At 41.0% G+C, this 25,807-nt stretch carries 22 protein-coding genes and 1 pseudogene; 2 read left to right on the top strand and 21 right to left on the bottom strand.

Annotated elements, in window-relative coordinates:
* Nucleotides 1-187: 187 nt before the first annotated feature.
* Nucleotides 188-2,878 carry a phosphoenolpyruvate carboxylase gene (gene ppc, locus EAF07_RS05760; RefSeq protein WP_121835548.1) on the bottom strand — a complete coding sequence of 897 codons (2,691 nt, stop codon included), beginning with the start codon at nt 2,876-2,878 and terminating at the stop codon, nt 188-190.
* A 206-nt stretch (nt 2,879-3,084) separates the two neighbouring features.
* On the opposite strand from ppc, the gene pepF reads away from it, so the two are divergent.
* Nucleotides 3,085-4,881 carry an oligoendopeptidase F gene (gene pepF / locus EAF07_RS05755; protein WP_121835546.1) on the top strand — a complete coding sequence of 599 codons (1,797 nt, stop codon included), beginning with the start codon at nt 3,085-3,087 and terminating at the stop codon, nt 4,879-4,881.
* A gap of 80 nt (nt 4,882-4,961) precedes the next feature.
* Here the strand turns inward: pepF and EAF07_RS05750 are convergent.
* A pseudogene (locus tag EAF07_RS05750) lies at nt 4,962-5,135 on the bottom strand (transposase); the annotation flags it as partial.
* A 142-nt stretch (nt 5,136-5,277) separates the two neighbouring features.
* On the opposite strand from EAF07_RS05750, the gene EAF07_RS05745 reads away from it, so the two are divergent.
* The gene (locus EAF07_RS05745; RefSeq protein ID WP_121835544.1) at nt 5,278-5,754 is read left to right on the top strand and encodes a glutathione peroxidase; all 477 of its coding nucleotides are present in this window, start codon (nt 5,278-5,280) and stop codon (nt 5,752-5,754) included.
* 31 nt (nt 5,755-5,785) lie between these two features.
* On the opposite strand, the gene EAF07_RS05740 is transcribed toward EAF07_RS05745, so the two are convergent.
* The 19 genes from EAF07_RS05740 to jag form a co-directional block, all read right to left on the bottom strand.
* Entirely contained in the window at nt 5,786-6,478 is a 693-nt protein-coding gene (locus EAF07_RS05740) for a methionine ABC transporter permease (RefSeq protein ID WP_121835542.1), read from the bottom strand.
* A complete protein-coding gene (locus tag EAF07_RS05735; RefSeq protein WP_121835540.1) occupies nt 6,475-7,545 on the bottom strand; it encodes a methionine ABC transporter ATP-binding protein in 1,071 nt (356 codons plus the stop codon). Before EAF07_RS05735 ends, EAF07_RS05740 begins: the two co-directional genes overlap by 4 nt.
* Nucleotides 7,538-8,911 carry a M20/M25/M40 family metallo-hydrolase gene (locus EAF07_RS05730; protein WP_121835538.1) on the bottom strand — a complete coding sequence of 458 codons (1,374 nt, stop codon included), beginning with the start codon at nt 8,909-8,911 and terminating at the stop codon, nt 7,538-7,540. Before EAF07_RS05730 ends, EAF07_RS05735 begins: the two co-directional genes overlap by 8 nt.
* Before the next feature lie 75 nt (nt 8,912-8,986).
* The gene (locus EAF07_RS05725; RefSeq protein ID WP_121835536.1) at nt 8,987-9,871 is read right to left on the bottom strand and encodes a MetQ/NlpA family ABC transporter substrate-binding protein; all 885 of its coding nucleotides are present in this window, start codon (nt 9,869-9,871) and stop codon (nt 8,987-8,989) included.
* Between the two features lie 108 nt (nt 9,872-9,979).
* Nucleotides 9,980-11,077 carry an alanine racemase gene (alr, locus tag EAF07_RS05720; protein ID WP_121835534.1) on the bottom strand — a complete coding sequence of 366 codons (1,098 nt, stop codon included), beginning with the start codon at nt 11,075-11,077 and terminating at the stop codon, nt 9,980-9,982.
* Nucleotides 11,078-11,185: 108 nt separating this feature from the next.
* Entirely contained in the window at nt 11,186-11,557 is a 372-nt protein-coding gene (gene acpS / locus EAF07_RS05715; protein ID WP_121835532.1) for a holo-ACP synthase, read from the bottom strand.
* Between the two features lie 59 nt (nt 11,558-11,616).
* Nucleotides 11,617-12,648, bottom strand: a complete 1,032-nt coding sequence (locus tag EAF07_RS05710) for a 3-deoxy-7-phosphoheptulonate synthase (RefSeq protein WP_121835530.1) — start codon at nt 12,646-12,648, stop codon at nt 11,617-11,619.
* A 280-nt stretch (nt 12,649-12,928) separates the two neighbouring features.
* On the bottom strand, nt 12,929-13,771 hold the full coding sequence (locus tag EAF07_RS05705; RefSeq protein ID WP_121835527.1) for a patatin-like phospholipase family protein: 843 nt from the start codon (nt 13,769-13,771) through the stop codon (nt 12,929-12,931).
* 85 nt (nt 13,772-13,856) lie between these two features.
* Entirely contained in the window at nt 13,857-14,732 is an 876-nt protein-coding gene (gene aguB, locus EAF07_RS05700; protein WP_121835525.1) for an N-carbamoylputrescine amidase, read from the bottom strand.
* Nucleotides 14,733-14,745: 13 nt separating this feature from the next.
* Nucleotides 14,746-15,828 (bottom strand): agmatine deiminase, encoded by a 1,083-nt coding sequence (aguA, locus tag EAF07_RS05695; RefSeq protein ID WP_121835523.1) that lies wholly within the window; start codon nt 15,826-15,828, stop codon nt 14,746-14,748.
* Entirely contained in the window at nt 15,828-16,955 is a 1,128-nt protein-coding gene (gene nspC / locus EAF07_RS05690; RefSeq protein ID WP_121835521.1) for a carboxynorspermidine decarboxylase, read from the bottom strand. The genes aguA and nspC overlap by 1 nt, the downstream gene beginning before the upstream one ends.
* Nucleotides 16,955-18,214: a saccharopine dehydrogenase family protein gene (locus tag EAF07_RS05685; protein ID WP_121835519.1), complete on the bottom strand. Its 1,260-nt coding sequence runs from the start codon at nt 18,212-18,214 to the stop codon at nt 16,955-16,957. The genes nspC and EAF07_RS05685 overlap by 1 nt, the downstream gene beginning before the upstream one ends.
* Entirely contained in the window at nt 18,211-19,071 is an 861-nt protein-coding gene (gene speE / locus EAF07_RS05680; RefSeq protein WP_121835517.1) for a polyamine aminopropyltransferase, read from the bottom strand. Before speE ends, EAF07_RS05685 begins: the two co-directional genes overlap by 4 nt.
* The gene (locus EAF07_RS05675; RefSeq protein WP_121835515.1) at nt 19,072-20,529 is read right to left on the bottom strand and encodes an aminotransferase class I/II-fold pyridoxal phosphate-dependent enzyme; all 1,458 of its coding nucleotides are present in this window, start codon (nt 20,527-20,529) and stop codon (nt 19,072-19,074) included.
* Nucleotides 20,530-21,088: 559 nt separating this feature from the next.
* A complete protein-coding gene (gene nusG, locus EAF07_RS05670) occupies nt 21,089-21,628 on the bottom strand; it encodes a transcription termination/antitermination protein NusG (RefSeq protein WP_121835513.1) in 540 nt (179 codons plus the stop codon).
* 177 nt (nt 21,629-21,805) lie between these two features.
* Nucleotides 21,806-21,982 (bottom strand): preprotein translocase subunit SecE, encoded by a 177-nt coding sequence (gene secE / locus EAF07_RS05665; RefSeq protein ID WP_121835565.1) that lies wholly within the window; start codon nt 21,980-21,982, stop codon nt 21,806-21,808.
* Between the two features lie 149 nt (nt 21,983-22,131).
* Nucleotides 22,132-22,284, bottom strand: coding sequence for a 50S ribosomal protein L33 (rpmG, locus tag EAF07_RS05660; RefSeq protein ID WP_121835511.1), 153 nt, complete (start codon nt 22,282-22,284; stop codon nt 22,132-22,134).
* Between the two features lie 48 nt (nt 22,285-22,332).
* The gene (gene pbp2a, locus EAF07_RS05655; RefSeq protein ID WP_121835509.1) at nt 22,333-24,660 is read right to left on the bottom strand and encodes a penicillin-binding protein PBP2A; all 2,328 of its coding nucleotides are present in this window, start codon (nt 24,658-24,660) and stop codon (nt 22,333-22,335) included.
* A gap of 119 nt (nt 24,661-24,779) precedes the next feature.
* On the bottom strand, nt 24,780-25,799 hold the full coding sequence (gene jag / locus EAF07_RS05650) for an RNA-binding cell elongation regulator Jag/EloR (RefSeq protein WP_121835507.1): 1,020 nt from the start codon (nt 25,797-25,799) through the stop codon (nt 24,780-24,782).
* Between the last annotated feature and the right edge of the window lie 8 nt (nt 25,800-25,807).

Below are 25,807 nucleotides of genomic sequence, written 5' to 3'. Positions count from 1 at the left end.
GCAATAAAATCAACCATTATAAAAACCAGTGGAACTTACCCTGACACGGATTTCCACTGGTTGTTAGAGGTTTTATCAGATTAACTTCCACTTTAACAGACGGTGGAAGTTAGTTTGGGAATTTAGCGAATCCTCATTCGTCCCATTTTCAGGACACTTTTGAGTCTCTCCCTCTCTTTAGTTCTTTTTAACCTGAATTTCGCAAACCTGTTGCAATACCGTTAATGGTGATGTGAACCAATTTCTCTTCTTTGTCACTTAATTTTCCTGCACGCAGGCGATTGATTAATTCAATTTGGATATAATTGAGAACATTGAAATATGGTAAACGGTAATCTAGACTAGCTTTAAGATTTGGCAATTCTTCTAACAAGTCATCGTGTTGTTCAATTTGTAAAATGATATTTTTGGTTAATTGCCATTCGTCAAGTATCACATTGAAAACATCGCGCACTGCTTGGTCCTCACACATTTGAGCATAACGAAAGGCAATGTTCATGTTTGATTTTGAGAGTACCATATCGACATTTGACAATAGTGATTTAAAGAATGGCCAATTTTGATACATCTCTTGAAGTTTTGCTAGGTTACTCTTATCTTGGTCAATAAAATGCTTGAAACTAGATCCGACACCATACCAGCCAGGGAACATGATTCGATTTTGCGACCAAGAAAATACCCAAGGAATGGCACGTAGACCTGAAATTTCAGTAATCGTCTTACGAGCTGCTGGGCGTGATCCGATATTTAAACTTGACACTTCTTTAATCGGACTAGCCGTCATGAAGTAGTCATAAAAATGAGGATTGCCAAAAACCAAGTCTCGATAAATCCGGTTACTATCTGCTACAATTTTGTCCATATCGGCACGATAGCCATCAATTTTAGTGCTGTCAACAATCTGGTTAGTGACCATGCGACCCAAGGTTGCTGATACTAGCATCTCAAGATTGTAATAAGCTGCATCCTTATTGCCGTATTTATTACCAATGACTTCACCTTGCTCTGTCAAACGAATTCTGTCCTTAATCGTACCAAATGGCTGTGAGGTAATCGCATCGTAAGAAGGACCGCCACCACGACCAACGGTACCACCACGACCATGGAAGAAGGTGATTTTCACTCCATTGTCTTGACCAATTTTCGTCAACTCATTCTGAGCCTTGTAAAGCGTCCAACCTGATGATAAATACCCACCATCCTTATTAGAATCTGAATAACCGAGCATGATTTCTTGATAGCCGTTCTGACTGCTAATCCAATTTTTCACTAAATCAAGCGCCAGGTACTCTGTCATTGTCTCAGAGGCTCTATCTAAATCTTCAATCGTTTCAAATAGAGGAACAATCTGCACGCGCGCACGTTCCGTATCAACGAGACCAACTTCTTTTAGCATAATAGCCAATTCTAACATATCTGAGACATTCTCCGTGTGAGAAATGATATGCTGTTTGATAACCTCTTCGCCCAATTTATCTTTAAGCTCACGAGCAGCTTGATAAATAGCGAGTTCCTTTTCTAGAAGTTCTGATTTTTCAACGTGGGTAGCTGATAAGAGGCGTGGGTCGTCTTTTAGTTCTGTCAAAAGCAGAGCAACTTTATCTTGTTCAGAGAGTGCTGAATAGTCAGCTTCAATATTGGCAGCTTTTAGTAATTCTGCTACGCAGGCTTCTTGGATAGAAGAATCTTGACGCAAGTCAATTGATGCTAGGTAAAAACCGAAGATACGCACCGCTTCTAGTAACTCTGCCAAGTCACCCTTAATCAGATTTTCACCCTTATTTTCAAGAAGAGATTGTTTGATGGTGATCAGGTCTGCTTTAAAATCGCTCGCCTTATCATAGCGAGGAGAGAGATCCTGATTTTCTGTCAGATAGCGTTTAGTATTGGTTAATTTTTCTGTGATGTAATGAAACGCCTTACGGTAGAGCTCTTTTTCACGGTAGATAGAAGTATCAGAAGATTGCTCTGCTAATGTTTTGACACCATCAGATGTGCCAACCAATCCAACTGACAAGGCAAAGGCTTCATAAAGCTCCGCTATTTTCCCTAAATAATAAGACAGGATAACCTCAGCCTGAGTTTCTGCTGATAAACGCAAGGTCTCCGCCGTTACGAAAGGATTACCGTCGCGGTCTCCACCAATCCACATGCCCATCGTAATCGGTTTTGGAGCATTAAGAGGAAGGCCTTTTTCTGTCGCCAGGCGCTGATATTCAGTGGTCAAAGTCGTAATCGCTGGAATCAATGAGGTTTGATAATACTCGGTTACATTGGTGATTTCATTTTTTACCTTGAGCTTTTTCTCACGAATAATATCAGACTGCATCATGAGGTCAATCTGGCGACGAAGATCATCCATCCACTTGTCCTTATTGAGCAAGCCCATGCGGACATCACGGTAACGGCGCAATAATACGTGAATGTTTTTGGTTAAGCCCAACATGGTTTTGCGTTGCACTTGAGTGGGATGGGCGGTTAAGACAGGCACAACTGTGACATTTTGTAAGACGGAAAGAGCTTCTGGATTTTGTGAAACTTGTTCAATCGTTGTCGACAACTTACCCAGATAGTCTTTGCTCATATTATTTTGGTAATTGACTTCATAAGCTAAATCCACGTCTTCAGAAATGTTAATCAGAAGTGGCAAGATTGCAAAATAACGTGCAATGACTTCCATGTCCTCTGTTGAAATAGTTGCAATTTCCTTTTCTAAAAGCTGGTATTGTTTGTCTTTAGATAGCTGGGTTAAGTGTTGAATCTGATCAAAAACTTTTTGTCCTGCTAAATGTTGCACGGTTTCATCAAGCAAGTCTGTCAAAATGACGACTTCTTCTCTGATAACCTGTCCTGTACTTGCAGTTTCTAATTTTTCCATGCGATAACTCCCTGTTAATAAGGTATAGTGTAAAAATCATTTATAATCTAATGTTCTCATTTTACTATTTTTTATCAGAAAAGAACACTAAAAAAACAATTAACTTGCTATTTGTTCGTAAAATACCTGATTGCAATAGCAAACTGACAAAAACAGCTATTTTTGCTATACTGAATGAGATTATTAATATAGAAATGGAGCCTCCTATGGAACTCAAACCACGTTCAGAATTCCCAGAAAATGAACTTTGGGACTTAACAGCCCTCTACAAAGATCGCGAAGACTTTTTACTCGCTATCGAGAAAGCCTTGGCTGATGTTGCTCAGTTCAAACAAAATTACGAAGGCAACTTGAAAACCACAGATGATTTCACCGCTGCGCTTTATGAATTGGAACAAATTTATATCCAACAGAGCCACATCATCAATTATTCTTTCATGCCACAAACAACTGATTTTAGCAATGAAGAATTCGCTGAAATTGCTGCCAGTGGTGATGATTTCATGACCAAAGCTAGTGTAGCGCTCAGCTTCTTTGACACTGCATTGGCAGAGGCTGACGATGCCGTTCTTGATGAACTCGAAAAAAATCCTCATTTTAGCTCTGCTATTCGTCAGGCCAAACGCCAAAAGGCCCACCTGCTAGCTCCTGAAGTGGAAAAAGCCATCACTAATCTCCGTGAAGTGCTAGGGGCACCTTATGACATCTATACGAAGATGCGTGCTGGTGACTTTGCTATGGACGATTTTGAAATTGATGGCAAGGTTTATAAAAATAGTTTTGTGACCTATGAAAATTTCTATCAAAATCACGAGGATGCTGTGGTTCGTGAAAAAGCCTTTCGTTCGTTTTCAAAAGGTTTACGCGCTCATCAAAATGCCGCTGCCGCTGCTTACTTAGCTAAGGTAAAATCGGAAAAATTATTGGCTGATATGCGTGGTTATGACTCTGTCTTTGATTACCTCCTAGACGAACAAGAGGTTGACCGTGCCATGTTCGACCGCCAAATTGACCTTATCATGAACGAATTTGGTCCTGTGGCTCAACGCTACCTTAAACATGTGGCAGCTGTTAACGGTCTTGAAAAAATGACCTTCGCTGACTGGAAACTCGATATTGACAATGAACTCAATCCAGAAGTTTCCATTGATGATGCCTACGACTTAGTGATGAAATCAGTTGCTCCGCTTGGTCAAGAATATTCGCAAGAAGTAGCTCGCTACCAATCTGAGCGCTGGGTTGACTTTGCTGCTAATGAAAACAAGGATTCTGGTGGTTATGCCGCTGACCCTTACCGCGTCCACCCTTATGTTCTCATGAGCTGGACTGGTCGTATGTCTGATGTCTATACTTTGATTCATGAAATCGGACACTCTGGCCAATTTATCTTCTCAGATAACAACCAAAGTTTCTTCAATGCCCACATGTCAACCTATTTCGTAGAAGCTCCGTCAACCTTGAATGAATTGCTCCTTAGCGATTATCTCGAAAATCAATTTAACAACCCACGTCAAAAACGTTTCGCACTTGCTCATCGTTTGACAGACACCTACTTCCACAACTTCATCACTCATTTGCTCGAAGCAGCCTTCCAACGCGAAGTCTATACCTTGATTGAAAATGGTGGAACCTTCGGAGCGGAAAAACTCAACAGCATTATGAAAGACGTCCTTAGCAAGTTCTGGGGAGATGCTGTCGAAATTGATGACGATGCCGCACTCACTTGGATGCGTCAAGCACACTATTACATGGGGCTTTACAGCTACACTTATTCAGCTGGTCTCGTGATTTCAACTGCTGGCTACCTTAACATCAAAAATAACCCTGACGGAGCGAACCAGTGGCTTGATTTCCTCAAATCAGGCGGCAGCAAGACACCACTTGATTCATCCCTTATCATCGGCGCTGATATTTCAACCGAAAAACCGCTCCGCGATACCATCCAATTCCTCAGCGATACCGTTGATCAAATTGTTGCGTATAGTGCAGAGTTGGAGAAGTAAATATCCTAAAAAGAGGCTGGGACAAAATAGTTCTCAGTCACAAAAAAGCTAGAGATTCCCAATAGTGGAACTCTAGCTTTTTAATTTTGAGTTATTCTCTTATTGTATTTTAGGAGATTATTAGCCATGAGTACCAATCCCATGTCAATTGTCACCTGACGTTTACCTCTTAGATTACATCTCTTGTAACCCAAACAAGCCTTTATCTGCCCAAAAACAGGTTCCACATCAATCTTGCGTTGAGCGAAAATCTGTCTTGCCCAACCTCTTTATTTTCTTCGATTTTAGCATCTTTTTTAAGGTTCTTCTATTCTTAGTCGTCATTTTGACATTTTTATTCTTCCCAATAGACCGGTTCTACTAAAAGTGCTAAGATAGTCTAAAAGGAGTTATACTATGACACAATTTTATGATTTTTCTGTTTCAAAGCAAGATGGCACATCATTTAGCTTAGAGCACTATAAAGGCAAGGTCCTTCTCGTTGTTAATACAGCCACCGGTTGCGGTTTAACGCCTCAATACGAAGGGTTACAGGCGCTCTATGATCAGTTTCAGGACAAAGGTTTTGAAGTACTCGATTTTCCGTGTAACCAGTTCAAACAGCAGAGCCCAGGGACAGCAGAGGAAATTAACACTTTCTGTAGCTTAAATTACAATACAACCTTTCCACGTTTTGCTAAGATTGAGGTTAATGGCAAAGCTGCTCATCCTCTTTACCAATGGATGAAAGAAGAGCAAAAAGGTGCTTTTGGAAAAGTGATTGAATGGAACTTTACAAAATTCCTCATTGACCGCGAAGGTCATGTGGTTAAACGCTTTGCACCAACAACTGCACCTGAAAAATTGATTGCTGAAATTGAAAAACTACTATAAAAAACGCTAGAAAATTTTCTAGCGTTTTTTATTAACGATGGCTGATTTTACGCGTCAGCAAATCCCCTACCAACTGAATCATCACAATAATCAAGAGAATTAACAGGGTTGCCACCCATATCACATCATGGTGTGAACGTCCATGACCATAAGAGATAGCAACATTACCGAGACCGCCAGCACCGATAGCGCCAGCCATTGCCGTTTCTCCAACTAAGGAAATTAAGGTCACTGTCGATACACGAATTAAATCGGGTAAACTTTCTCCCAAATACACACGGATGACATCAAACGTTGTGGCTCCTGATGCTTGTGCCGCCTCGATAACTCCACGATCAACTTCTGCCAATACAACCTGAACCTGACGTGTAAAGAAGGCAAAAGTCGCAACTGATAGAGGGACAATAGCCGCCGTTGGACCAAGGCTAGTATTTACTAACAGCTTTGTCACTGGGACAATAACTGCTAATAAAATGATAAAAGGCACTGCACGAAAGACTGACGTTACCTTGTCAAGGATATGAAAGACTGTTTTATTTTCAAGAACTCCACCAGGAGCTGTCAACACAAGAAACAGACCTGTCAAAAGTCCCAAACTACCACCAATAATAAATGCCCAAAAAGTCATGTAAAATGTTGTGTAGGTAGCTGCTAGCCAGCCGTTTTCGCCTGTCAATCCAATTTTATAAACGTGAGGAAGATTTGTTTTAATCCACTCTATCATGATTTTTCACCTCTTTTCAATACTGTCAATCCCACACCTGCCTCTAAGATAGCATGCTCCGCAGCTGCCAAGGAACCTGCTGCTCCAGATAAGACGACAATCAGCTCACCAACTGGTGTATCATCTAAAATTTCAATATTACCATACAAAATATTAGCCGTCACTTCAAAACGTTTGTAAATCTCATTTAAGATAGGCTCATCCGTGGTGTGCCCTGCATAATTGAGCTGAGCTAGTAGGCTATTTTGTGCCAAATTTTGGACAATTTCTTGTTTTTCAATCTTGACCAAGGCATCATCAATGCCAGTCGCTGTTGTGATAAACTCCTGTGTCAAAGCCTCTTTAGGATTTGAGAAAATGTCAAGAACAGAACCTTCCTCAATCAAATGACCGTCCTGCATGACTGCTACACGGTGACAAATGTCTTTAACGATTTGCATTTCGTGAGTAATCATGACTATGGTAAGTCCTAACTTGCGATTAAGCTCCTGCAACAAGGCTAAAATTTGCTTAGTTGTCTTTGGATCCAACGCTGAAGTTGATTCGTCAGAAATTAGAATTTCTGGATCATTAGCAAGGGCACGCGCAATCGCCACACGCTGTTTTTGCCCTCCTGAAAGCTGAGCAGGGTAGTTATCAGCTCGGTCCGCCAAGCCAACTAAACTTAATAGTTCCTCAACTTTCGCCGCACGCTCTGCTTTTGTCAAATGAGAGTGACGAAGCGCAAAAGCAACGTTTTGACGAGCTGTTTTTTGTGCCATCAAGTTAAAATGCTGGAAAATCATCCCAATTTTTTGACGTTTCTGGCGCAACTGAGCAGGACTTAGCTGCACTTTGCCATCTGCAAAAGTCACATCACCAGCCACTGTAATTTTACCAGCTGTCGGCACCTGAAGAAGGTTAATCACACGGACTAATGTTGATTTCCCCGCTCCTGAATAGCCAACGATACCATAAATCTGTCCCTTGTCAATGGACACAGAGACATCCTTAACTGCTTCAATCACACGTTTTTTCTGGTGAAACGTGATATCAATATGTTCTAGTTGAATAATGGGTTTACTCATAAGATTTTATTAACTCCTCAATCATTTCAATATGGGTGTAGTAATCTGCCATTTTTGCATTTTCATCTCCACCGTGGTCTCGGCTATTTGGATTTCCTAGGCCAAAAGATACAATCGGTACTTCAAGCGCTGCAAAAACTTGGTGCATCGGACCTGTTCCAGCTGTTGTTGGCAGAACAGCGACGCCCTTTGGAGAGAATTTTTTAGCAATGTCAATAGTATTTAAAATAGCTGGCGCAGTCATGTCACTACGGTAGCCTTCTTCACCCAAAGTATAAATTAGTTTGACCTTATCAAAACCATTTTTTTGCAGCTGCTTTTCAATTTTCGTCAAGACATCATGGGGTTCCATACCAGGCACCAGACGTACTTCTAATTTAGCAGAGGCTTGACAAGGAATAATCGTTTTAACACCCTGCCCTTGGTAACCTGTGCTTAGTCCTTGTATGGTCAATGATGGCTCAAAGAATAAACGCTTCAGAAGCTCTGCTTTATCATCCGTCAAAAACGGTAGTTTTAAGTCATAAAGGTCACGTAAATCCTCTGACTCAATGTAGGCAAATTGATGTACTAAATCAAGCTCACGAGCCGTTGGTGGCGTCACACCATCATAGATGCCGTCCACCAAAATACGTCCATCAGCCGCACGAAGACTTGATAGGGCATTGATTAAATACCAACTACTACTATCAATCACACCGCCAAATTTTGAATGGATATCAACCTCTGCACTTTCAACAACTGCATCAAAGGTAACAATCCCCTTTGTCCCACCAGAAAGTTCCATCTGACCTTGAGCATTAAAAATCCCTTGCTCCCAAACCAAAAGCTCTGCCTTTGATAATTCAGGTTGGTATTTTGCTAAATACTTCTCCAAATCAACCGATGCGGATTCTTCGGCACCTTCAATGATGAAAATAATATTTACTGGCAATTCAGTCACTACTTTACGATATTTTTGAACGCCTGTCAAACGTGCAACAATATGTCCCTTGTCATCATCAACTCCACGCCCATACATATAACCATCACGAACATCCAAAGTAAAAGGCGCAGCAGTCCAAATTTGGTCACTGTCTGCTGGCTGAACATCATAGTGATTGTAGAAAACAAGTGTCTTTGCATCCGCTTTTTGGCTGGCAAATGTCGCCATGACAAAAGGAGCAGCAAAACTATCATCTAAAACCACATCTGCACCTGCTTCTTCAAATAGGGTAACTAAATAGTGAGCAGCATCATCTAAACCAATATTTTGAGCAAAAACACTTTTAATGGCAACTAATTCTTTTAATTTATCAAAATAATACTGTGCCGTCGCATCATTGTAAAATTTTTCCAACTGCTTTTGATCGTTGTTATCTACCATTTCCTAATCCCTCACTAGATATCCTCTAAAAAAACAAATATAGCGTGCTTTCACACGCTGATATTTATTGACAATTTAGTTAAATGTTGGAGCGCCTTCCCATGCTGGAATGTCAATTCCTTTTGATGTTTCGTTAAGCACTTTGGCAATCTCATCCGTTTGGTAAACTGAGATCAATTTTTTAATGGCATCAGCCTTGTCTGATTTTTCCCAATCTTTTTGAGCTGCGATAATGTTAACCCATTGTTTAGAACCTTCGTTTACTTCTTCTTTGTAAAGAGAAGTTTTATAGTCAATTCCTGCAGACTGTGCAAAAGCATTATTGATAATAGCTGCATCCACAGATACTAGGTTTGCTGCAAGTTGATCAGCTGCAACTTCTTTAATGGTAACGTTCTTGCTGTTTTTAACAATGCTATCAAGCGTCGCAATTTCACCTTTAGGTACTTCAAGATCAATGATACCAGCACTTTCAAGAACATAGAGGGCACGGCTTTCATTTGTCGCATCGTTTGGTACTGCAATCACAGCACCTTCTGGTAATTCAGAAACCTCTTTATACTTAGCTTTGCCACCTTCAGCACCTGAGAAGAGGTGGATTGGACTAAGAAGTGTGTCCGCTGCGGCTACTAAGTCACCATCATTTTCTTTGTTCCAGTTGTTTAAGAAATCATAGTGTTGGAAAGCATTGACATCCACTTCACCATTATCAAGTGCAGTGTTAGGTTGTGTGTAGTCAGTGAACTGAACAAAGTCTAAAGTAACACCTTCTTTTTTAGCCAAAGCTGAAATTTCATCCCAGAGTGGCTCTGTTGTATCATCAAATGCCATAACGCCAACCGTTAATTTTTCACCCTTGTCGCTTGCTTTGTCTTCTTTACCTGAAGATGGTGCGCAGGCTGCCAAAAGTGCTGCTGCTGCCAAAGTTGTTGTTAATCCTAGAATTTTTTTCAATGTCATAATATCCTTACCTCTTCTAATTTTTTAAGATGTGACTATTATGCCATAGGTAGCTATAGATTTCAAATTGTTAAAACTAAGGTTTTTGTATAGTTAAAAACTATAACACTACAAATATTGGCGTGGCACACGTTGGCTCAAAAGGCAGAGCACTTCATAGTTGATGGTATCACGATGCTGAGCAATGTCAGTTGCTGAGATAGCCTCATCACCATTTTTACCAATCAGAGTAACTTCTGTCCCAAGAGGATAGGATTTTGGCAACTTAATGGTCATTTGGTCCATGGAAATACGGCCAACAATTTGACAATAGTTTCCGTCAACTAAAACATGGAAATTTTGAGTATCACGTGTCCAACCATCCGCATAACCAATCGGAACTGTCGCAATGTACTCATCGTTTTTAGTTTGATAAGTCGCACCATAACCAATCGTTTTCAGAGCTGGAAGTTTTTTGACATGAATAACCTGTGTCGAAAGCGTCAAAGCTGGTTTCATTGGATAAGGTAATTCCAAAACTTGTCCACTAGGGTTTAGTCCGTAAATAGCAATCCCTAGTCGCACAGCATTGAAAATGCCTTCTTGATGCCAGAGACTTGTTGCTGAATTACTAGCATGGACAAGAGTAGGTATCTCTTCCAACTCAGACAAGTGTTGTTTGAAGCTCTGCAATTGTCCCAAAAAATGACGATCATCAGCTTCATCAGCTGTCGCAAAGTGGGTGAAAATCCCTTCAACATGAGCACCTAATTCTTTTAATCGCTGCTGTGCTTGTTTAGTGTCAGAACTTTTCCGAAAACCGATACGGCCCATACCTGTATCCAACTTGAGGTGGACTTTTAGGCCTGTCAAATCATAAGAACGCGCAAAATCCAACCACTCTAAACTAGCTACAGTAACAGTAATTTTTTGAGAGATTGCTAATGGTAATTCCTCCGGCATGATCACACCTAAAATCAAAATTGGTTTGATAAGCCCTGCCTGCCGCAATTCAAGCCCCTCATCAAGATTAGATACACAAAAATAATCCACCTGACGCTCGATGTGTTTAGCAACTGCAACTGCACCATGCCCATAGGCATCTGCTTTAACAACCGCAAAACTCTGAGTATTTTCTGGCAGATGACTTTTTATAGTCTCAATATTGCTAGCAATGGCTGATAAATCAACCGTTGCCTTAGTTGGACGATGAATGCTTGTAACCATAGTATAAGATCCCAAGAACGCCGAGAAAGCGATTAGAATTTTAGGAAATCAACGTAGTGTGCTTGCACACAAGGCGATTTATCTAAATTCCGAGCTTTCCGTTCGGGTTCAATTCCTTTCATTTTCCTCAATACTTTCTAAAATGACACTAGCCTGGACAAAAGAACCGCTGTGAGAGATAGATAAATGCACCTTCCCTTCAAATGGTGAGGCAGTCACAATCGGCGCCCCCTTACTATCTTTCAATATTTCAATATCTTGGAAAGATAAGCCAACAAATCCAGTTCCCAAGGCTTTTGAAAAAGCCTCTTTTGCCGCCCAACGTCCCGCTAAAAATTCATAGGTACGAGGAGCTTTAAGCGTCTGAAAGAGCTCTAATTCTTTTGCTGTAAGAATTTTATGGGCAAAGTTCTGCTTTTTATCATAAGCCCGTTGGATAGCAGAAATATCCTGCAAATCAATCCCATGTCCGTAAATCATAGGTTCTCCTTTTCCAAAAAGAAAAACCAGCCTAAGCTAGCTTTCTTTCTATTATACCACTACTTTGATAAAGTCGCATAAATTTCCTGAACAAGTTCCTCAGTTTTCTCCCAACCTAGGCATGGGTCTGTAATAGATTTACCAAAAATTTCTGGACTATCTTGGCGTCCATCTTCGAGGTAAGACTCAATCATGAAACCACGAACATATTGACGAATTTTCTCATTCCAATCACGGTTGATAAGCGTTTGGCGGACAATACGAATTTGTTCTAAATACTGCTTGCCTGAATTATCGTGGTTGGTATCAATCACAATAAATGGATTCACCAATCCCATTTTTTCATACTGGGTAATAGCTTTCAACAAAATATCGTAGTAATAGTTTGGCTCGTTTTCGCCATGCTCGTTCACCGCTCCGCGAAGGATAACATGGGCAAGTGGGTTACCATCTGTATCAACCTCAGCATTTTGGAAAATAAAATTCTGACTGTTTTGAGCGGCGTAAATGCCATTGAACATCACATTGAGGTTTCCAGAGGTTGGATTTTTCATCCCAACTGGAGCATCTATTCCTGAAGCAACAAAGCGGTGCTCTTGATCTTCAACAGAACGTGCACCAATCGCATGGTAAGACACCAAATCATCAACCAAACTGAGATTTGATGGATAGAGCATCTCATCTGCTGTGGTTAACCCTGTCTCAGTGATGACACGGTAGTGAAGATTACGTACCGCAGCAATACCATTGATTAAATCTGGTAATTTTGAGGTGTCTGGCTGGTGCATCAATCCTTTATAGCCATCACCATTGGTGCGTGGTTTAGCCGTGTAGACACGCATCACCATAAAGATTTTGTCTTTGACCTTTTCTTGGAGAGCAGATAGGCGCTTAGCATATTCCAAGACTGCCTCTTCATTGTCTGACGAACAAGGCCCAATCACTAAAAGGATACGGTCATCTTCCCCTTTTATAATACGTGATAATTCTTCATCACGTGCTATTTTATCAGCCAAAAACTGGCCTTCTAATTTTGATAATTCTTTTACTTTAGCAACGTCAATCGTCGCAGATTTTTGATGAATAGCCATCGCTTAATCTTTAGGTCAAAAAATAGGGCCATTAACACACAACAGCGCTACTTTCCTTGAAAGTGTTCCTCGCTAACCAAAGACACACCCCGACCTATCTCCTTTCTTATTCCAATTTATACTTCCAGCAAACTCAGATTCTTTTATCACAACATCCGATATTGGTCATAGTGAATTCATCCGCTTGTTTTTTTATTTCAGTATAAAAATTGTTTCTATTATACCACTTCAAAAATGCTTTTCCAAGATATTTTTCAGAAAATTAAGTTAATTTATGCCTTTAACATCCTAAATAGTTTTTGAGAGCTGGAATGATTTTCTCACCATCACCGACACCACGTCCATAAATCTCATCAAATTTATCAGGATTTTTTTCGAGACGACCTATTTTTAGGGCTTCTTTTGGACGAATAGCAAATAACTGTCCTTCTTTTTCCATCTGAATAATATTTTCAACCTGAGTGTTATAATGCTGATAACGTTTTGAAGCCACTGCCACAAAGTTAGGATATTTTTGATAAAAAAGTCTGTAAAGTCTGCCACTTGAAGACTTCTTTCGATAATCCAGTGGTTGCGTCAAAATCACAATTAACTTATCAAAACCCAAACTTTTCGCAAAATCTACGGGAATCGAATCCGAAAGACCACCGTCTAAATACTTTTTCCCCTTATAAGAGACAATTTCATTGGCTAGGGGCAAAGCAGAGCTGGCACGAAGGGCTTCCATTTGTTCAAAAACATCATCAATTTTAATATAATCTGGTTTGCCTGTTTCAATATCAGTTGTAACCACATAAAAAGGAGTCCCTGACTGAGCAAATCTTTCCTGGTCAAATTTATCTAATTCCATAGGAATTTTATAGTAAGCCATATCCTTATTGACAACATTTCCTGTTTTCACCCAAGAACGAAATCCCATGTAATTTTTATCTTTGATAAAACGCTTGTTATAACGAAGAGCTCTGCCTTTTTGCTGAGAAAGAAAATTAACACCAAAAAGAGCACCTGCAGATACAGCTACAACCCCATCAACTTTGATTCCTGCATCCAAAAACGCATCTAAAACGCCAGCGGTATAAAGTCCACGCATACCGCCACCTTCCAATACCAATCCAACAGTCATCTCCCTATCCTCCTTCATGGTTTTGGTGATTATTATAACAAAATTTCCAAAAAAATGGTTAAAAAGAAGGCCGTAGCCTCCTCATTTATTGACTGATATTGCCATACATCTCTGGGCGTCGGTCACGGAAGAGCCCCCAGTTCAAACGCTCATTGGCACCTTTGTCAAGGTCGTAAGTTACGATAAGAACCGCTTCTCCTTCACGCTCAGCAACAGTTAATATTTCTCCTGTCTCGTCTGTCATAAAGGACGAACCGTAGAAATTCAAGCTCGATTCCTGTCCACCATTTTCCACAGATGGCGTCACATGCTCCACGCCAAAGCGGTTAGCTGAAATAACTGGTGTAATATTAGCTGCAGCATGACCTTGCATGGTGCGTTGCCAGTGATCTTTACTGTCTGTATCCAAAATAGGTTCTGATCCAATTGCTGTTGGGTAGAATAATAATTCTGCACCGTTTAAAGCAAGGCTTCGTGCTGTTTCTGGGAACCATTGATCCCAACAAATGCCAATCCCAATCTTGGCATAGCGTGTAGCCCAAACTTTGAAACCAGTATTTCCTGGAGTGAAGTAAAACTTCTCTTGATAATAATGGTCATCTGGAATGTGGGTCTTACGGTAAACACCTAACACCTCACCTGTCGCATCAATAACAGCAATGGAATTATAGAGGACATTACCATCTTTCTCATAAAAGCTAATCGGTAAAACCACCTGCAACTCTTTAGCAATTGGTTTGAAGTGTAAAATAGCCGTATTTTCTTCTACGGATTGAGCATATTGGTAATACTCATACTGGCGTTCTTGGCAGAAATAAGGACGTTCAAACAATTCTGGCAAGAGAATAATCTGCGCCCCTTGCTCTGCTGCTTGGCGAACCAAACGCTCTGCTGTTTTAATGTTTTCAGCCACATCAAGCTGACACTGCATCTGAATGGCAGCAACGGTTACATGTCTCATCATTTTCCTTTCTCTACAATGGAATTTGCTGGGTGATACAGTGAATATTTCCCCCACCTAATAAAATATCACGTGCTGGAATACCTACAATTCGGCGATAAGGGAACAACTCTTGCAAAAGTTCACAGGCCAACTTGTCTTTAGAGTCATTAAATTGAGGAACAAGCACAGCGTCATTGGTAATGTAAAAATTCACATAGCTAGCTGCAAGACGTTCTCCAATTTCACGTTCGTCTTCCCCTTCAGCAAATTGATAACCTTGCAAATCATGTTCATCAATGACCTGAGTTTTATCTGGAATATGCATTTTATAAACCGTTAACGGGCGTCCTTTGGCATCTGTTTCTGCTTCTAAGACTTTAAGATTAGCTAATGACATGGCATATTGAGGATCATTTTCATCATCTGTCCAAGCAAGGACAACCTTGGCTGAGCCAACAAAGGCTGCAACATTATCCACATGCTCATTCGTCTCATCTTGGTAAATGCCGTATGGTAACCAGATAACCTTTTCCATTCCTAAAAATTCTTTTAAGCGTTCTTCAATCTCTTCCTTGGTTAATTCAGGATTTCGCCCTGGGCTGAGCAAACAAGACTCTGTCACTAATAAGGTTCCTTGACCGTCTGTGTGAATAGCTCCGCCTTCAAGCACAAAAGGTTTAGCATTATAAATAGGCATATTCAGATGACGAGCCACGGCATCCGCTAGCAAATTATCTTCCTGATAGTCTTGATAAAGACCGTCAAAATCACCGCCCCAAGCGTTAAATTCCCAATCAAGTGCCAATTTATCACCTTGTGTATTGGTCAAGATTGTCGGCCCCGTATCACGCGCCCAAGCGTCATTACTTGGAATATCAAGGTAGGTAACCGCATCTCCTAGATAGGATTTTGCTTCCTCACGGTGGGCATCATCCACAATCAAGTACACCTTTTCACTATTGGCAATTTCTGTCATGATACGCGTAAAGGCTTCCTTAGCACCTTTTCCATCATAGGCCCACGAACCAGGTCTTGTTGGCCAAATCATCAGGGTGCCGTGGTGAGGATAATACTCAGCAGGCATGCGAAAGCCTAATTGTTTCGGTGACGTCATTAAGATAACCTCCCCTTGAAATCTTCGTAGCCAAAGGCTTTGATCAAACGGCAATCCCCATTCTTATCCATAAGGTAGAGACTTGGTAGTCCAATACCGTTAAAGGTATTATTTTTAACAAAAGAGTAGATGGCCATATCTTCAAAGTAAAGGCGGTCGCCGATTTCGACAGGCTTTTCAAAGCTATAATCACCGATAATATCCCCTGTCAAGCAAGTATTTGAAGACAGGCGATAGGTAAAGGGCTTTTCATTAGCCTCAAAACCATTGCGAAGTGGAGGACGATACGGCATTTCCAAAACATCTGGCATGTGACAGGTCGCTGATGTATCTAGAACCAAAGTATTGATCCCATTTTCGACGATATCCAAGACCTCTGTCGCCAGATAACCAGCATTAAGGGCAATAGCCTCGCCCGGTTCAATATAAACGTCCACATCGTACTTGGCTTTGATGCGCTTGATTTCAGAAATCAGTAAGTCAACATCATAATCCTCACGCGTCACATGGTGACCACCACCAAAATTCAACCACTTGACTTGATACAAATACTGTCCAAACTTCTCCTCAACTGCTGCCAAGGTTGTGACCAAGTCATCGGAATTTTGCTCACAGAGGGTATGGAAATGGAGACCATCCACCAAATCCATCACCTCTGGATTAAACTTGTCAATCGTCACGCCAAAGCGTGAACCGTAGGCACATGGGTCATAGAGGGCATGGTCACCTTGCGTTGAACACTCTGGATTGATCCGCAAACCGACACTAACGTTAGCCGCTCTGCATTTATCACTATGCTTGCGCAACTGGCGCTCCGAGTTAAAGACGATGTGGTCTGAGATTTCCAAAACCTCATCAATCTCACTGTCTTTAAAAGCTGGAGCAAAAACGTGAACTTCCCCAGGAAATTCTTCACGTCCTAAACGAGCTTCATAGAGCCCACTGGCTGTTGTTCCAGAAAGGTAACGGCTAATCAAGGGATAAGTCGCATAAAGGGAGTAAGCCTTCTGAGCCAATAAAACTTTACAGCCTGCTTCCTCCTGAACACGCGCCAAAATCTGTAAATTCTTTTCCAACTGCCCTTCATCAATGACATAAGAAGGCGTTGGGACTTGTTCCAATCTCATTAGTCCACCAATTGAGGATTTTCAACCACTACCCACGGAAGTCCGTATTTGTTCAAAGCTTCCATGAATGGGTCTGGATCCAATTCTTCCAAGTTAAAGACGCCAGGCTGTTTCCACGTACCGTCCATCACTAATTTTGTTCCAATCATAGCTGGCACACCTGTTGTGTAAGAAATGGCTTGAGAACCCACTTCTGCATAGCATTCTTGGTGGTCACAAACATTGTAGATATAGATGGTTTTTTCAACCCCATCTTTGATACCAGTAAAGATACAGCCGATATTTGTCTTACCAACCGTACGTGGGCCAAGGCTGGCTGGATCGGGAAGTAAGGCTTTCAAAAATTGAATTGGGACGATTTCTTGTCCATTAAAGTTGATTGTGTCTGTACGAAGCAAACCAACATTTTCCAAACATTTCATGTGAGTGAGATAGCTTTGACCAAAGGTCATAAAGAAGCGAATGCGTTTCACACCTGGAATATTTTTAGCCAAAGATTCGATTTCTTCGTGGTGAAGAAGGTACATGTCTTTTTGACCAACTTCTGGGAAATCATATTCACGTTTGATTGACATCGCCTCTACTTCAACCCATTTACCATCTTCCCAATAAGAACCTGGTGCTGAAACCTCACGAAGATTGATTTCAGGGTTAAAGTTTGTCGCAAATGGGTAACCGTGGTCACCACCATTACAGTCCAAAATGTCAATGTAGTGAATTTCATCAAAATAATGTTTCAAAGCATAGGCAGAGAAAACGCTCGTCACACCTGGGTCAAAACCAGAACCAAGTAGAGCAGTCAAACCAGCTTCCTTGAATTTCTCTTGGTAAGCCCATTGCCATGAATAGTCAAAGTAAGCTGTGAAACCAAGTTCCTCACAGCGTTTTTCATAAATGGCACGCCATTCTGGATCCTCAGTATTTTCAGCCTCATAGTTAGCTGTGTCAATATAGTGCACACCCGTTGCCAAGCAAGCATCCATAATGGTCAAATCTTGGTATGGAAGAGCAACGTTCAAGACTGCTTCTGGTTTATAGCTGTTAATCAACGCAATAACTTCATCCACATTATCCGCATCAAGGGCTGCTGTTTCAATTTTCGTGCTTGTTTTCCCCTCTAGTTTAGCCTTCAAGTCATCACATTTTGACTTGGTACGGCTGGCAATCATAATTTCTTGAAAGGTATCGCTATCCTGACAGATTTTTGAGATAGCAACTTGGGCAACGCCCCCACATCCAATAACTAATAAACGACTCATTTTCTTCCTTCTTCCTCTTCTAAAATATCCTCAACGTACTTGGGCAACATAAAGGCCCCCACATGTAAATTGGCAGTATAATATTCGGTAAATAGCTGGCGCTCTTTCCATTGGTCTTTTTTAAAATCCTCAATGGGATGGTATTTTTTTGACGCAAACCCAAACAACCAATAACCAGCTGGACTGGTTGGAATATGCGCTTGATACACACGACTAATTGGGAAAGACTGGGTAGCCTTACGATGCATGCTGCGGCAAGCCGATTCATCCTCATCAAAGAAGGGACTTCCATGCTGATAAATCATAATCCCATCTTCTTTCAGTGCGCGGTAACTATTGCCATAAAATTCCTTGGTAAACAAACCTTCCGTATGTCCAAAAGGATCTGTAGCATCGTTGATGATAATATCGTACTCTGCTTCGCAATTTCTCAAAAAACGCAGACCGTCTTGGTGGTAAATGTTCACTCGAGGGTCGTCCAAACCCTGAGCAAAATCAGGGAAATACTGGCGACAAACCTCAACCAACATCTCATCAGGCTCAACAATATCAATTTGTTCCAACTCTGGGTACATGGTCAATACCTGAGCAACACCACCATCACCACCACCTAATACTAAAACTTTTTTAGGATTAGGGTGAACTGCCATCGGTACATGAGCAACCATCTCATTGTACACAAAGTCATCTGCGTCTGAGAAAAGGACATGCCCATTCAAGACAAGAATTCGACCAAAAGCAGGTGTTTCCAACACCGCAATATCTTGCCATTCGCTTTTTCCTGAGTACAATTGCTGCGCGGTACGAAGCGATAATTTCACATCTGGTGTGTGAACTTCTGAAAACCACATATCCATCTAGCAGCCCTCCTTGATAATATTGATGACATTAACATCTGGATCTTCTGTTCCTTGAAGCGAACAGCCTCTGTCTTTGGCAAATTGAATGTAATCAACCAAGTCCTGTGTTACTCGCTCACCCGGAGCTAAAATAGGAATCCCCGGTGGGTAGCACATGACAAATTCACCACAGACAGACCCAACAGCCCCTTGCAGGCTAACACTCTCTCGGCTAGCATAGAAAGCTTCTTGTGGCGACATAACCACCTCTGGTTGAATATACTCTCCCGTAATCAAGTCCTTGCCATCTCGTGAATAGAGGCGTTTAATATCTGCTAAAGCACCGACCAAACGTTCAATATCCTGAATACGGTCTCCAATCGAAATGTAGGCTAGAATATTACCAATATCGCCAAACTCAATCTGGATATCATATTCATCTCGCAAGAGGTCATAGACCTCAATACCAGTCAAGCCAATTCCTTGTGTATAGACTGATAACTTGGTCACATCATAATCATAAACCGATACACCATCAATCAATTCCTTGGAATAAGCATAATAGCCACCAATCGCATTGATTTCACGACGCGCATACTCCGACAGTTCAATAACTTTTTCAAAGGATTCTTTGCCACGAAGAGCCAGATTGCGTCGAGAAATATCAAGACTTGACATGAGCAAGTAAGATGCTGATGTGGATTGTGTCAGGTTAATGATTTGACGCACGTATTCCGCATTCATATCCGGTCCAAGCAGAAGAATCGAGCTCTGTGTTAAGCTACCGCCTGATTTGTGCATGGATACTGCTGCCATATCAGCGCCAGCATCCATTCCAGAAATCGGTAATTGCTCCGTAAAGTGTAGGTGGGCACCATGTGCCTCATCAACCAACACTTTCATTCCTGCTGCGTGTGCCATCTCTGTCAGACCTTTCAAGTCTGAACAAATGCCATAGTAGGTTGGATTATTGATTAATACAGCCTTAGCATCTGGGTGTTCCTTGATAGCCTGTGCCACTCGGTCATTTTCCAAGCCCAGAGCAATTCCAATTCGAGGATTAACGCTCATCTCAATGTAAATCGGAATCGCACCGCAAAGCACCAAGGCATTGATCGCAGACTTATGCACATTTCGTGGCAAGATAATCTTATCTCCAGCCTTACAGGTCGCTAAAATCATCGCCTGGACTGACGACGTTGTCCCTCCAATCATCAAGAAGGCATGTGCTGCGCCAAAAGCATCCGCCGTCAATTCCTCAGCCTCTCGGATAATCGACACGGGGTGGCCTAAATTATCCAAGGGTTTCATGGAATTGACATCAATCCCAACACATTTTTCGCCTAAGAGTTCCACTAATTCTGGATTGCCTCGACCACGTTTGTGCCCTGGCACATCAAAGGGAACAATGCGTTTCTTGCGTAAATTCACCAACCCATCGTAAATGGGTGCACGGTGTTGATTTTTTCTTGTCACTGTCTCTCCATTCCTACCATCTTCTCACGGTTGAAAATGCCTTTCCAAACCGTTTCTTTCTGTCTCTTGTCAAACAAAAAGAGCAGGGTATGCTCCTGCTCTACAATCGTTTTTTGTTCACGTTTTGATTTCTTCTTTATGAGTATCTGGGGCTAGATGTTTCCTACTCTCAAGTGCAAATATGACGTACTTTATTGACCGTTTCACAAGATGACGTGTGCTTTCACCACACTAAAATAACTATGAATTAGGAATCTTTCCTAACATCAACTGTAAAATTTGGGCTTCTAACCCAATCAATAATGGGAGCAGAACATTACTGTACGATTCCCGCTTCGGCATTCCCCTGCCTGTCCGTAGGCATTTTTTACTCGGGGTATATTTGCTAGAAACATCTTTTGGATACTTATTCTAGACAAAAAGTATTCTAACAGAATCTTAAGAAACCGTCAATAACTTTTTATCATTTTTGTATTTTTCTAAAATTCGTTCGTTATTGACGAACAAAAAAGAGATTGAGACAATTCTCAACCACTTTTGTTATCATAGATAGACCAACTTACAATTCAGCAATTTGATAAAGTTCCACTTCTGCCTGTGTTTCTGTACCAAACATGCTGAGCATTAATTTCACTTTATTACCATCAATTTCTACCACACGACCTTCTTGTCCCATAAAGGCACCGTCAATGATTTGAACAACATCACCAGCTTTAATATTGGTATCAATGATATCCACTTTTTGTCCCATTGAAATGAGAATAGCGCGGATTTCTTCTTCCAAAAGTGGTGTTGGTTTTGAACGGTTACCATGTGATCCAACGAAACCTGTAACGTTTGGCGTGTTACGAACAACAAACCAAGCTTCATCTGTCATCACCATTTCAACCAAGACGTAACCAGGGAAACGATTCTCTTCAACTTCTTTAGTTGTTCCATTTTTTTCAAAACTAACGGTTTGTGTTGGAATAATAACCTGTAGGATATTATCTAACATGTCATAAGTCTGAGCGCGTTGTAAAAGGTTCTCTTTTACCTTGTTTTCGTAACCTGAATAAGTTTGAAGGACAAACCAGCCCTTATCAAATGAATCTAACATTTCATGCTCCTTTGAATAATTATAGTCTTTTGTTTTTCTTGAATTTTAGATGGTACCATAAGACCTGAAAAAAAACGATATAAAAAAGCCGGCGATGCGGCTCTATGTCTTACTGATATTATACCACAGTTTTGACCAAATAAGCCATAACATCTGCTTATTTTATAAGACTTTTTCTTAGAATTTATCAAATAAACTCAAGAGACCACCTGAAATCAAACGGTCAAATAAGAAAATGATCAAAGTGAAAAATGCGGTATATTCAAGAACTGAGATAAAATCATACCAACGTTGTTTACGAGTTGGCCAAGTTGTATTTTTCAAAACTTGAAAAATGCCTTTGATAAACATAATATTTTTGTACTCCTCATTTAAATTAAACGGTTCATTCAAATCCGTATATTACTTTTAATAGGTATTGAAAACCTAGGATAAAACAACTTTAGCTATCGCACTACTGCGAAACTCAAATACTAACTGTTTTACCCCATTCTCAATCACCACTAGCGTGTTTCTTTATGTAGAGTATATCCTTTACAGTGCTTACAAAATTTTTTAACTTCTAAGCGTGTCGGTTTTGGATTGCTACCAACAGAGATGGAATAGTTACGACTACCGCAATCTGCACACGCTAAACTTGCTTTTTTCTGTGCCATACTGCCTCCATAACTGCCATTATACCATGTTAACATGCTCTTTGCAACTTATCTAAAGTAATCAACAATACTATTCCAAATATTTTCAGCATTCTCCTGAATAGATGAGTCTTGCAAAGCTTTTTCTAAGTCTTCTTTGGCCTTAGTCGCTGAATCTCTCAAATCATCAATAATGCTACGCGATTCTTCCTGGATGTCTTGTGCTGAGGCATCATAGACAGCCTCAATGCCATTAGCAAAGTAGGCATTCGTCACCGAAAAATCGGTCCCCTGTGTATAAGGTAAAACCGTGCTAGCTACCGCACTAAAGAGAGCTGAGGAATTTCCGTAAGGATCAACAATATAATGGCCCTCATCCGTCTTGTCATAACCAATCCACTGTGAAATCACGACATCGGGTGTATAACCAATAACCCACTGGTCACTGACTACATCTGGGTTGAAGCTTGCTTCGTTCGTGCCAGTCTTACCAGCCATCGTATAGCCGTAAACATTCGCCGAAGTAGCTGTACCATTAGTAAATGTTCCCAACATCATACTTGTCATCTTATCAGCGACAGACTTGCTTACTACACGTTGAGCTGATGGTGTATAGGCCTTAACTTTTTCACCACTAGCTGTTTCAATTCGAGTAATAAGATGCGCCTTATTCATCACTCCATCATTAGCAAAGGTGGCATAAGCTTGCGCCATCTGCAAAGGACTGACGGCCATACTAGAACCTAATGCTACTCCTAATTCTTCTGGGACATCCGACATATTAAAACCAAATTTTTTCCCATAGGAGAAGGATTTTTTCACATCGATTTGGTCTAGGGTATAGACAGCTGGAATATTATAGGAATTCGCCAAAGCTTGATACATTGGTAGATCCTCCGTCTCAATTCCTCCGTAGTTTGATGGGGCATAGCCATTAAAATCGCGACGAGTATTTGGCAAGAGCTCATCAATGCTCCAACCTGACGCAATAGCAGGGGCGTACACCAGAAGTGGCTTAATAGCTGAAGCTGGGCTACGGCGTCCCTGAGTAGCATAGTTAAAGCTTCTAAATGCTGCATTCTCACTACTATTAGAACGCCCAACCAAACCTCTTACTCCTCCAGTTTTAGGATCAAGGGCTACGCTGGCAGCCTGAGTGGTTTGCCCATCAGCTGCAACAAAAATATAATTATCATTATCCAACGTCGCCTGCATACCCGTTTGATAATTTTGATCAAGCTCCGTGTAAATTTTATATCCATTATTTAAGATATCCTTTTCACTCAGCCCATAAGTCTCAATCGCTTCGCTGATAACCGCATCAAAGTAAGAAGGGTATTTATAATCGTCCATTTTTCCAGAATAAGTATCTGCCAGACGGTTTCCCATTCCCACAGTCATCGCACTATCAGCCGTTTCTTGGCTGAGATAGCCTGCCTCAACCATTCCTTGTAAGACGGTATCACGACGATTGGTCGCCTGTTCAATAGAATAATAAGGGTTATAAATCTCCGGTCCTTTAAGCATTCCAGCTAGGGTGGCTGCTTCATCTAGAGAAAGATTAGCTGCGCTGGTACCAAAATATTTCTGGCTGGCATCTTCAACTCCCCAGACCCCATTTCCAAAGTAGGCGTTGTTCAGATACATGGTCAAGATTTCTTGCTTGCTATATTTTTTGGTTAGTTCTAGTGCAAGGAAGAATTCTCGTGCCTTACGCTTTACCGTTTGGTCCTGAGTGAGGTAAGCATTTTTTGCCAATTGTTGTGTGATGGTAGAGCCACCACCCGATTTCCCAAGGGTCAGCACTGCTAAAATCGTACGCTTAAAATTAATCCCTTTATTTTCATAAAAGGTACGGTCCTCCGTTGCCAGCACCGCATTTTCCAAATCATCAGAAATCGCATCGAGTTCAACATAGGTTCCCTTTTGTCCAGTCAAAGAGCCTGCATATTCCTCATTGCGATCATAAATGACTGTCGTCGCTTTGAGGGCTTCTTGAAGGTCAGAAACCTTAGCAGTCTTTGCGAGGTAAAAAAGATAACCACTAACCAGTAGGACAAAGCCTGCCATGGTAATCAAGACAATCTTCCCAAGATGGTAACGACGCCAGAATTGACGCAGAGGATTTTGAGGGGCTAGCTTTAAACGATCCGCCTGCTTCAAAAACTCAGGCTTCCTCACCTCTTTTTGCTGATGGTTACGGCTACGTTTATAGCGTGAAACTGGTTCTTCAGTCTCAGCAAGCTCAGGCTGAGCAATATCAACGTCATTCTGATCTACTTCTTCATCAGTCGCCATATCCATATCAACTGCGTCTTGTTGCCTTTGGAGCTCAGCCTTTTCTTTTTGATATTGGCTAGGTAAAAATTTTTTCTTCAATAATTCTAAAAATGTCATAAGAAAATTATATCACAGCTATTTCTTTCTTGGCTTAACCAACCATTTTGATTAAGAAAAAATCAGCCCTAAGGCTGATAAAATAATAAAAAGCCAGCTGCAACTGGCTTAGTTTGCTATTAACGAAGTTTACTAATCACGACGTAGCGGTTAGGGTCATCTCCTTCAGAGTAGCTTTCAACGCCTGCAATTTTTCCAACGGTTTTGTGGACGATTTTGCGTTCGCTGTTACTCATTGGATCCATCACATAGTCATGACCTGTTTCTAGGACACGTTTTGCCATTTTCTTGGTGAAATCAATGACAATCTCCGTGCGGTGTTCAACATAGTCATGAACATTAAGAACTACTGAGAAATAACGTGAATAGCGGTCATGCAAGAAATTCTGTGCTAAAAGTTGCATTGATTTCAAAACTTTTCCGTGGTAACCAATCACACGACCAGCTTCAGGCGTTTCAATTTGAAGGGTGATTTGACGACGATTAATGCCCACTTCCAAGGTTGCTTCAACATCCATCTCATAGATGATTTTTTCAATGTAGGCAGCCACTTCTTTAGCAGCAGTCTCAATCTCTTCTGAAACAACTTCTTCTTGTTCCGTTTGACTAAATTCACTAGAAACAAAGGCTTGGAAATCATCTTCTTTAGCCGTTTCTGTCAACTCTTCTGAAACAACTTCTTCTACTGCTTCAAGAGGCTCACCTGGTTCCTTACCTTGCAATTCTTTGAGGACTTCGATATGACCTGTTTCCTCTAAAATCGTTTGTGGCGATTTTTTATTGTTTAAAAATTGCTCTTTGACCTCTTGATCAACCTCAAGTTCCCCACGCGCTTCCATTTCCTTAATGAGACTAGTCACTTTACTCAATTCGATTGTATCTTCAAGACTGGTTGTCACAGGGGCATTTTGTTGGTTAACCTCATCTGGTACGCCTTTTACAGCCTTTTGATCTGCCTTATGCGCCGTTTTCTCATCAATGTTTTCAATTTCAACCTGCGCAGGCTTTTTGCCAAAACCAAGGAAACCTTTTTTCTCTCTTGAAACGACACGAATATGTGCTTTCATACGTGGCAAACCTAGCTCACGCAACCCTGCTTCAATAGCATCTTCTACCGTTTTTCCTGTAAAAATAGCCATAATTTCTC

The sequence above is a fragment of the Streptococcus hillyeri genome (assembly GCF_003686955.1).
Taxonomy (GTDB): domain Bacteria; phylum Bacillota; class Bacilli; order Lactobacillales; family Streptococcaceae; genus Streptococcus; species Streptococcus hillyeri.
Note: the sequence above shows the minus strand (reverse complement) of the source record. Positions and strands in the feature narration are given on the sequence as shown.

Coding starts and splice junctions, on each gene's coding strand:
- pbp2a (WP_121835509.1), bottom strand. CDS start 24,660: ATGACATTTTTAGAATTATTGAAGAAAAAATTTTTACCTAGCCAATAT.
- nspC (WP_121835521.1), bottom strand. CDS start 16,955: ATGAGATTGGAACAAGTCCCAACGCCTTCTTATGTCATTGATGAAGGG.
- EAF07_RS05710 (WP_121835530.1), bottom strand. CDS start 12,648: ATGGCTATTCATCAAAAATCTGCGACGATTGACGTTGCTAAAGTAAAA.
- acpS (WP_121835532.1), bottom strand. CDS start 11,557: ATGATTTACGGACATGGGATTGATTTGCAGGATATTTCTGCTATCCAA.
- aguA (WP_121835523.1), bottom strand. CDS start 15,828: ATGACGTCACCGAAACAATTAGGCTTTCGCATGCCTGCTGAGTATTAT.
- EAF07_RS05685 (WP_121835519.1), bottom strand. CDS start 18,214: ATGAGTCGTTTATTAGTTATTGGATGTGGGGGCGTTGCCCAAGTTGCT.
- EAF07_RS05735 (WP_121835540.1), bottom strand. CDS start 7,545: ATGAGTAAACCCATTATTCAACTAGAACATATTGATATCACGTTTCAC.
- EAF07_RS05730 (WP_121835538.1), bottom strand. CDS start 8,911: ATGGTAGATAACAACGATCAAAAGCAGTTGGAAAAATTTTACAATGAT.
- nusG (WP_121835513.1), bottom strand. CDS start 21,628: ATGTTAGATTCATTTGATAAGGGCTGGTTTGTCCTTCAAACTTATTCA.
- pepF (WP_121835546.1), top strand. CDS start 3,085: ATGGAACTCAAACCACGTTCAGAATTCCCAGAAAATGAACTTTGGGAC.
- jag (WP_121835507.1), bottom strand. CDS start 25,799: ATGGCTATTTTTACAGGAAAAACGGTAGAAGATGCTATTGAAGCAGGG.
- alr (WP_121835534.1), bottom strand. CDS start 11,077: ATGGTTACAAGCATTCATCGTCCAACTAAGGCAACGGTTGATTTATCA.
- rpmG (WP_121835511.1), bottom strand. CDS start 22,284: ATGGCACAGAAAAAAGCAAGTTTAGCGTGTGCAGATTGCGGTAGTCGT.
- EAF07_RS05705 (WP_121835527.1), bottom strand. CDS start 13,771: ATGACTGTTGGATTGGTATTGGAAGGTGGCGGTATGCGTGGACTTTAT.
- EAF07_RS05745 (WP_121835544.1), top strand. CDS start 5,278: ATGACACAATTTTATGATTTTTCTGTTTCAAAGCAAGATGGCACATCA.
- aguB (WP_121835525.1), bottom strand. CDS start 14,732: ATGAGACATGTAACCGTTGCTGCCATTCAGATGCAGTGTCAGCTTGAT.
- speE (WP_121835517.1), bottom strand. CDS start 19,071: ATGGATATGTGGTTTTCAGAAGTTCACACACCAGATGTGAAATTATCG.
- EAF07_RS05740 (WP_121835542.1), bottom strand. CDS start 6,478: ATGATAGAGTGGATTAAAACAAATCTTCCTCACGTTTATAAAATTGGA.
- EAF07_RS05725 (WP_121835536.1), bottom strand. CDS start 9,871: ATGACATTGAAAAAAATTCTAGGATTAACAACAACTTTGGCAGCAGCA.
- ppc (WP_121835548.1), bottom strand. CDS start 2,878: ATGGAAAAATTAGAAACTGCAAGTACAGGACAGGTTATCAGAGAAGAA.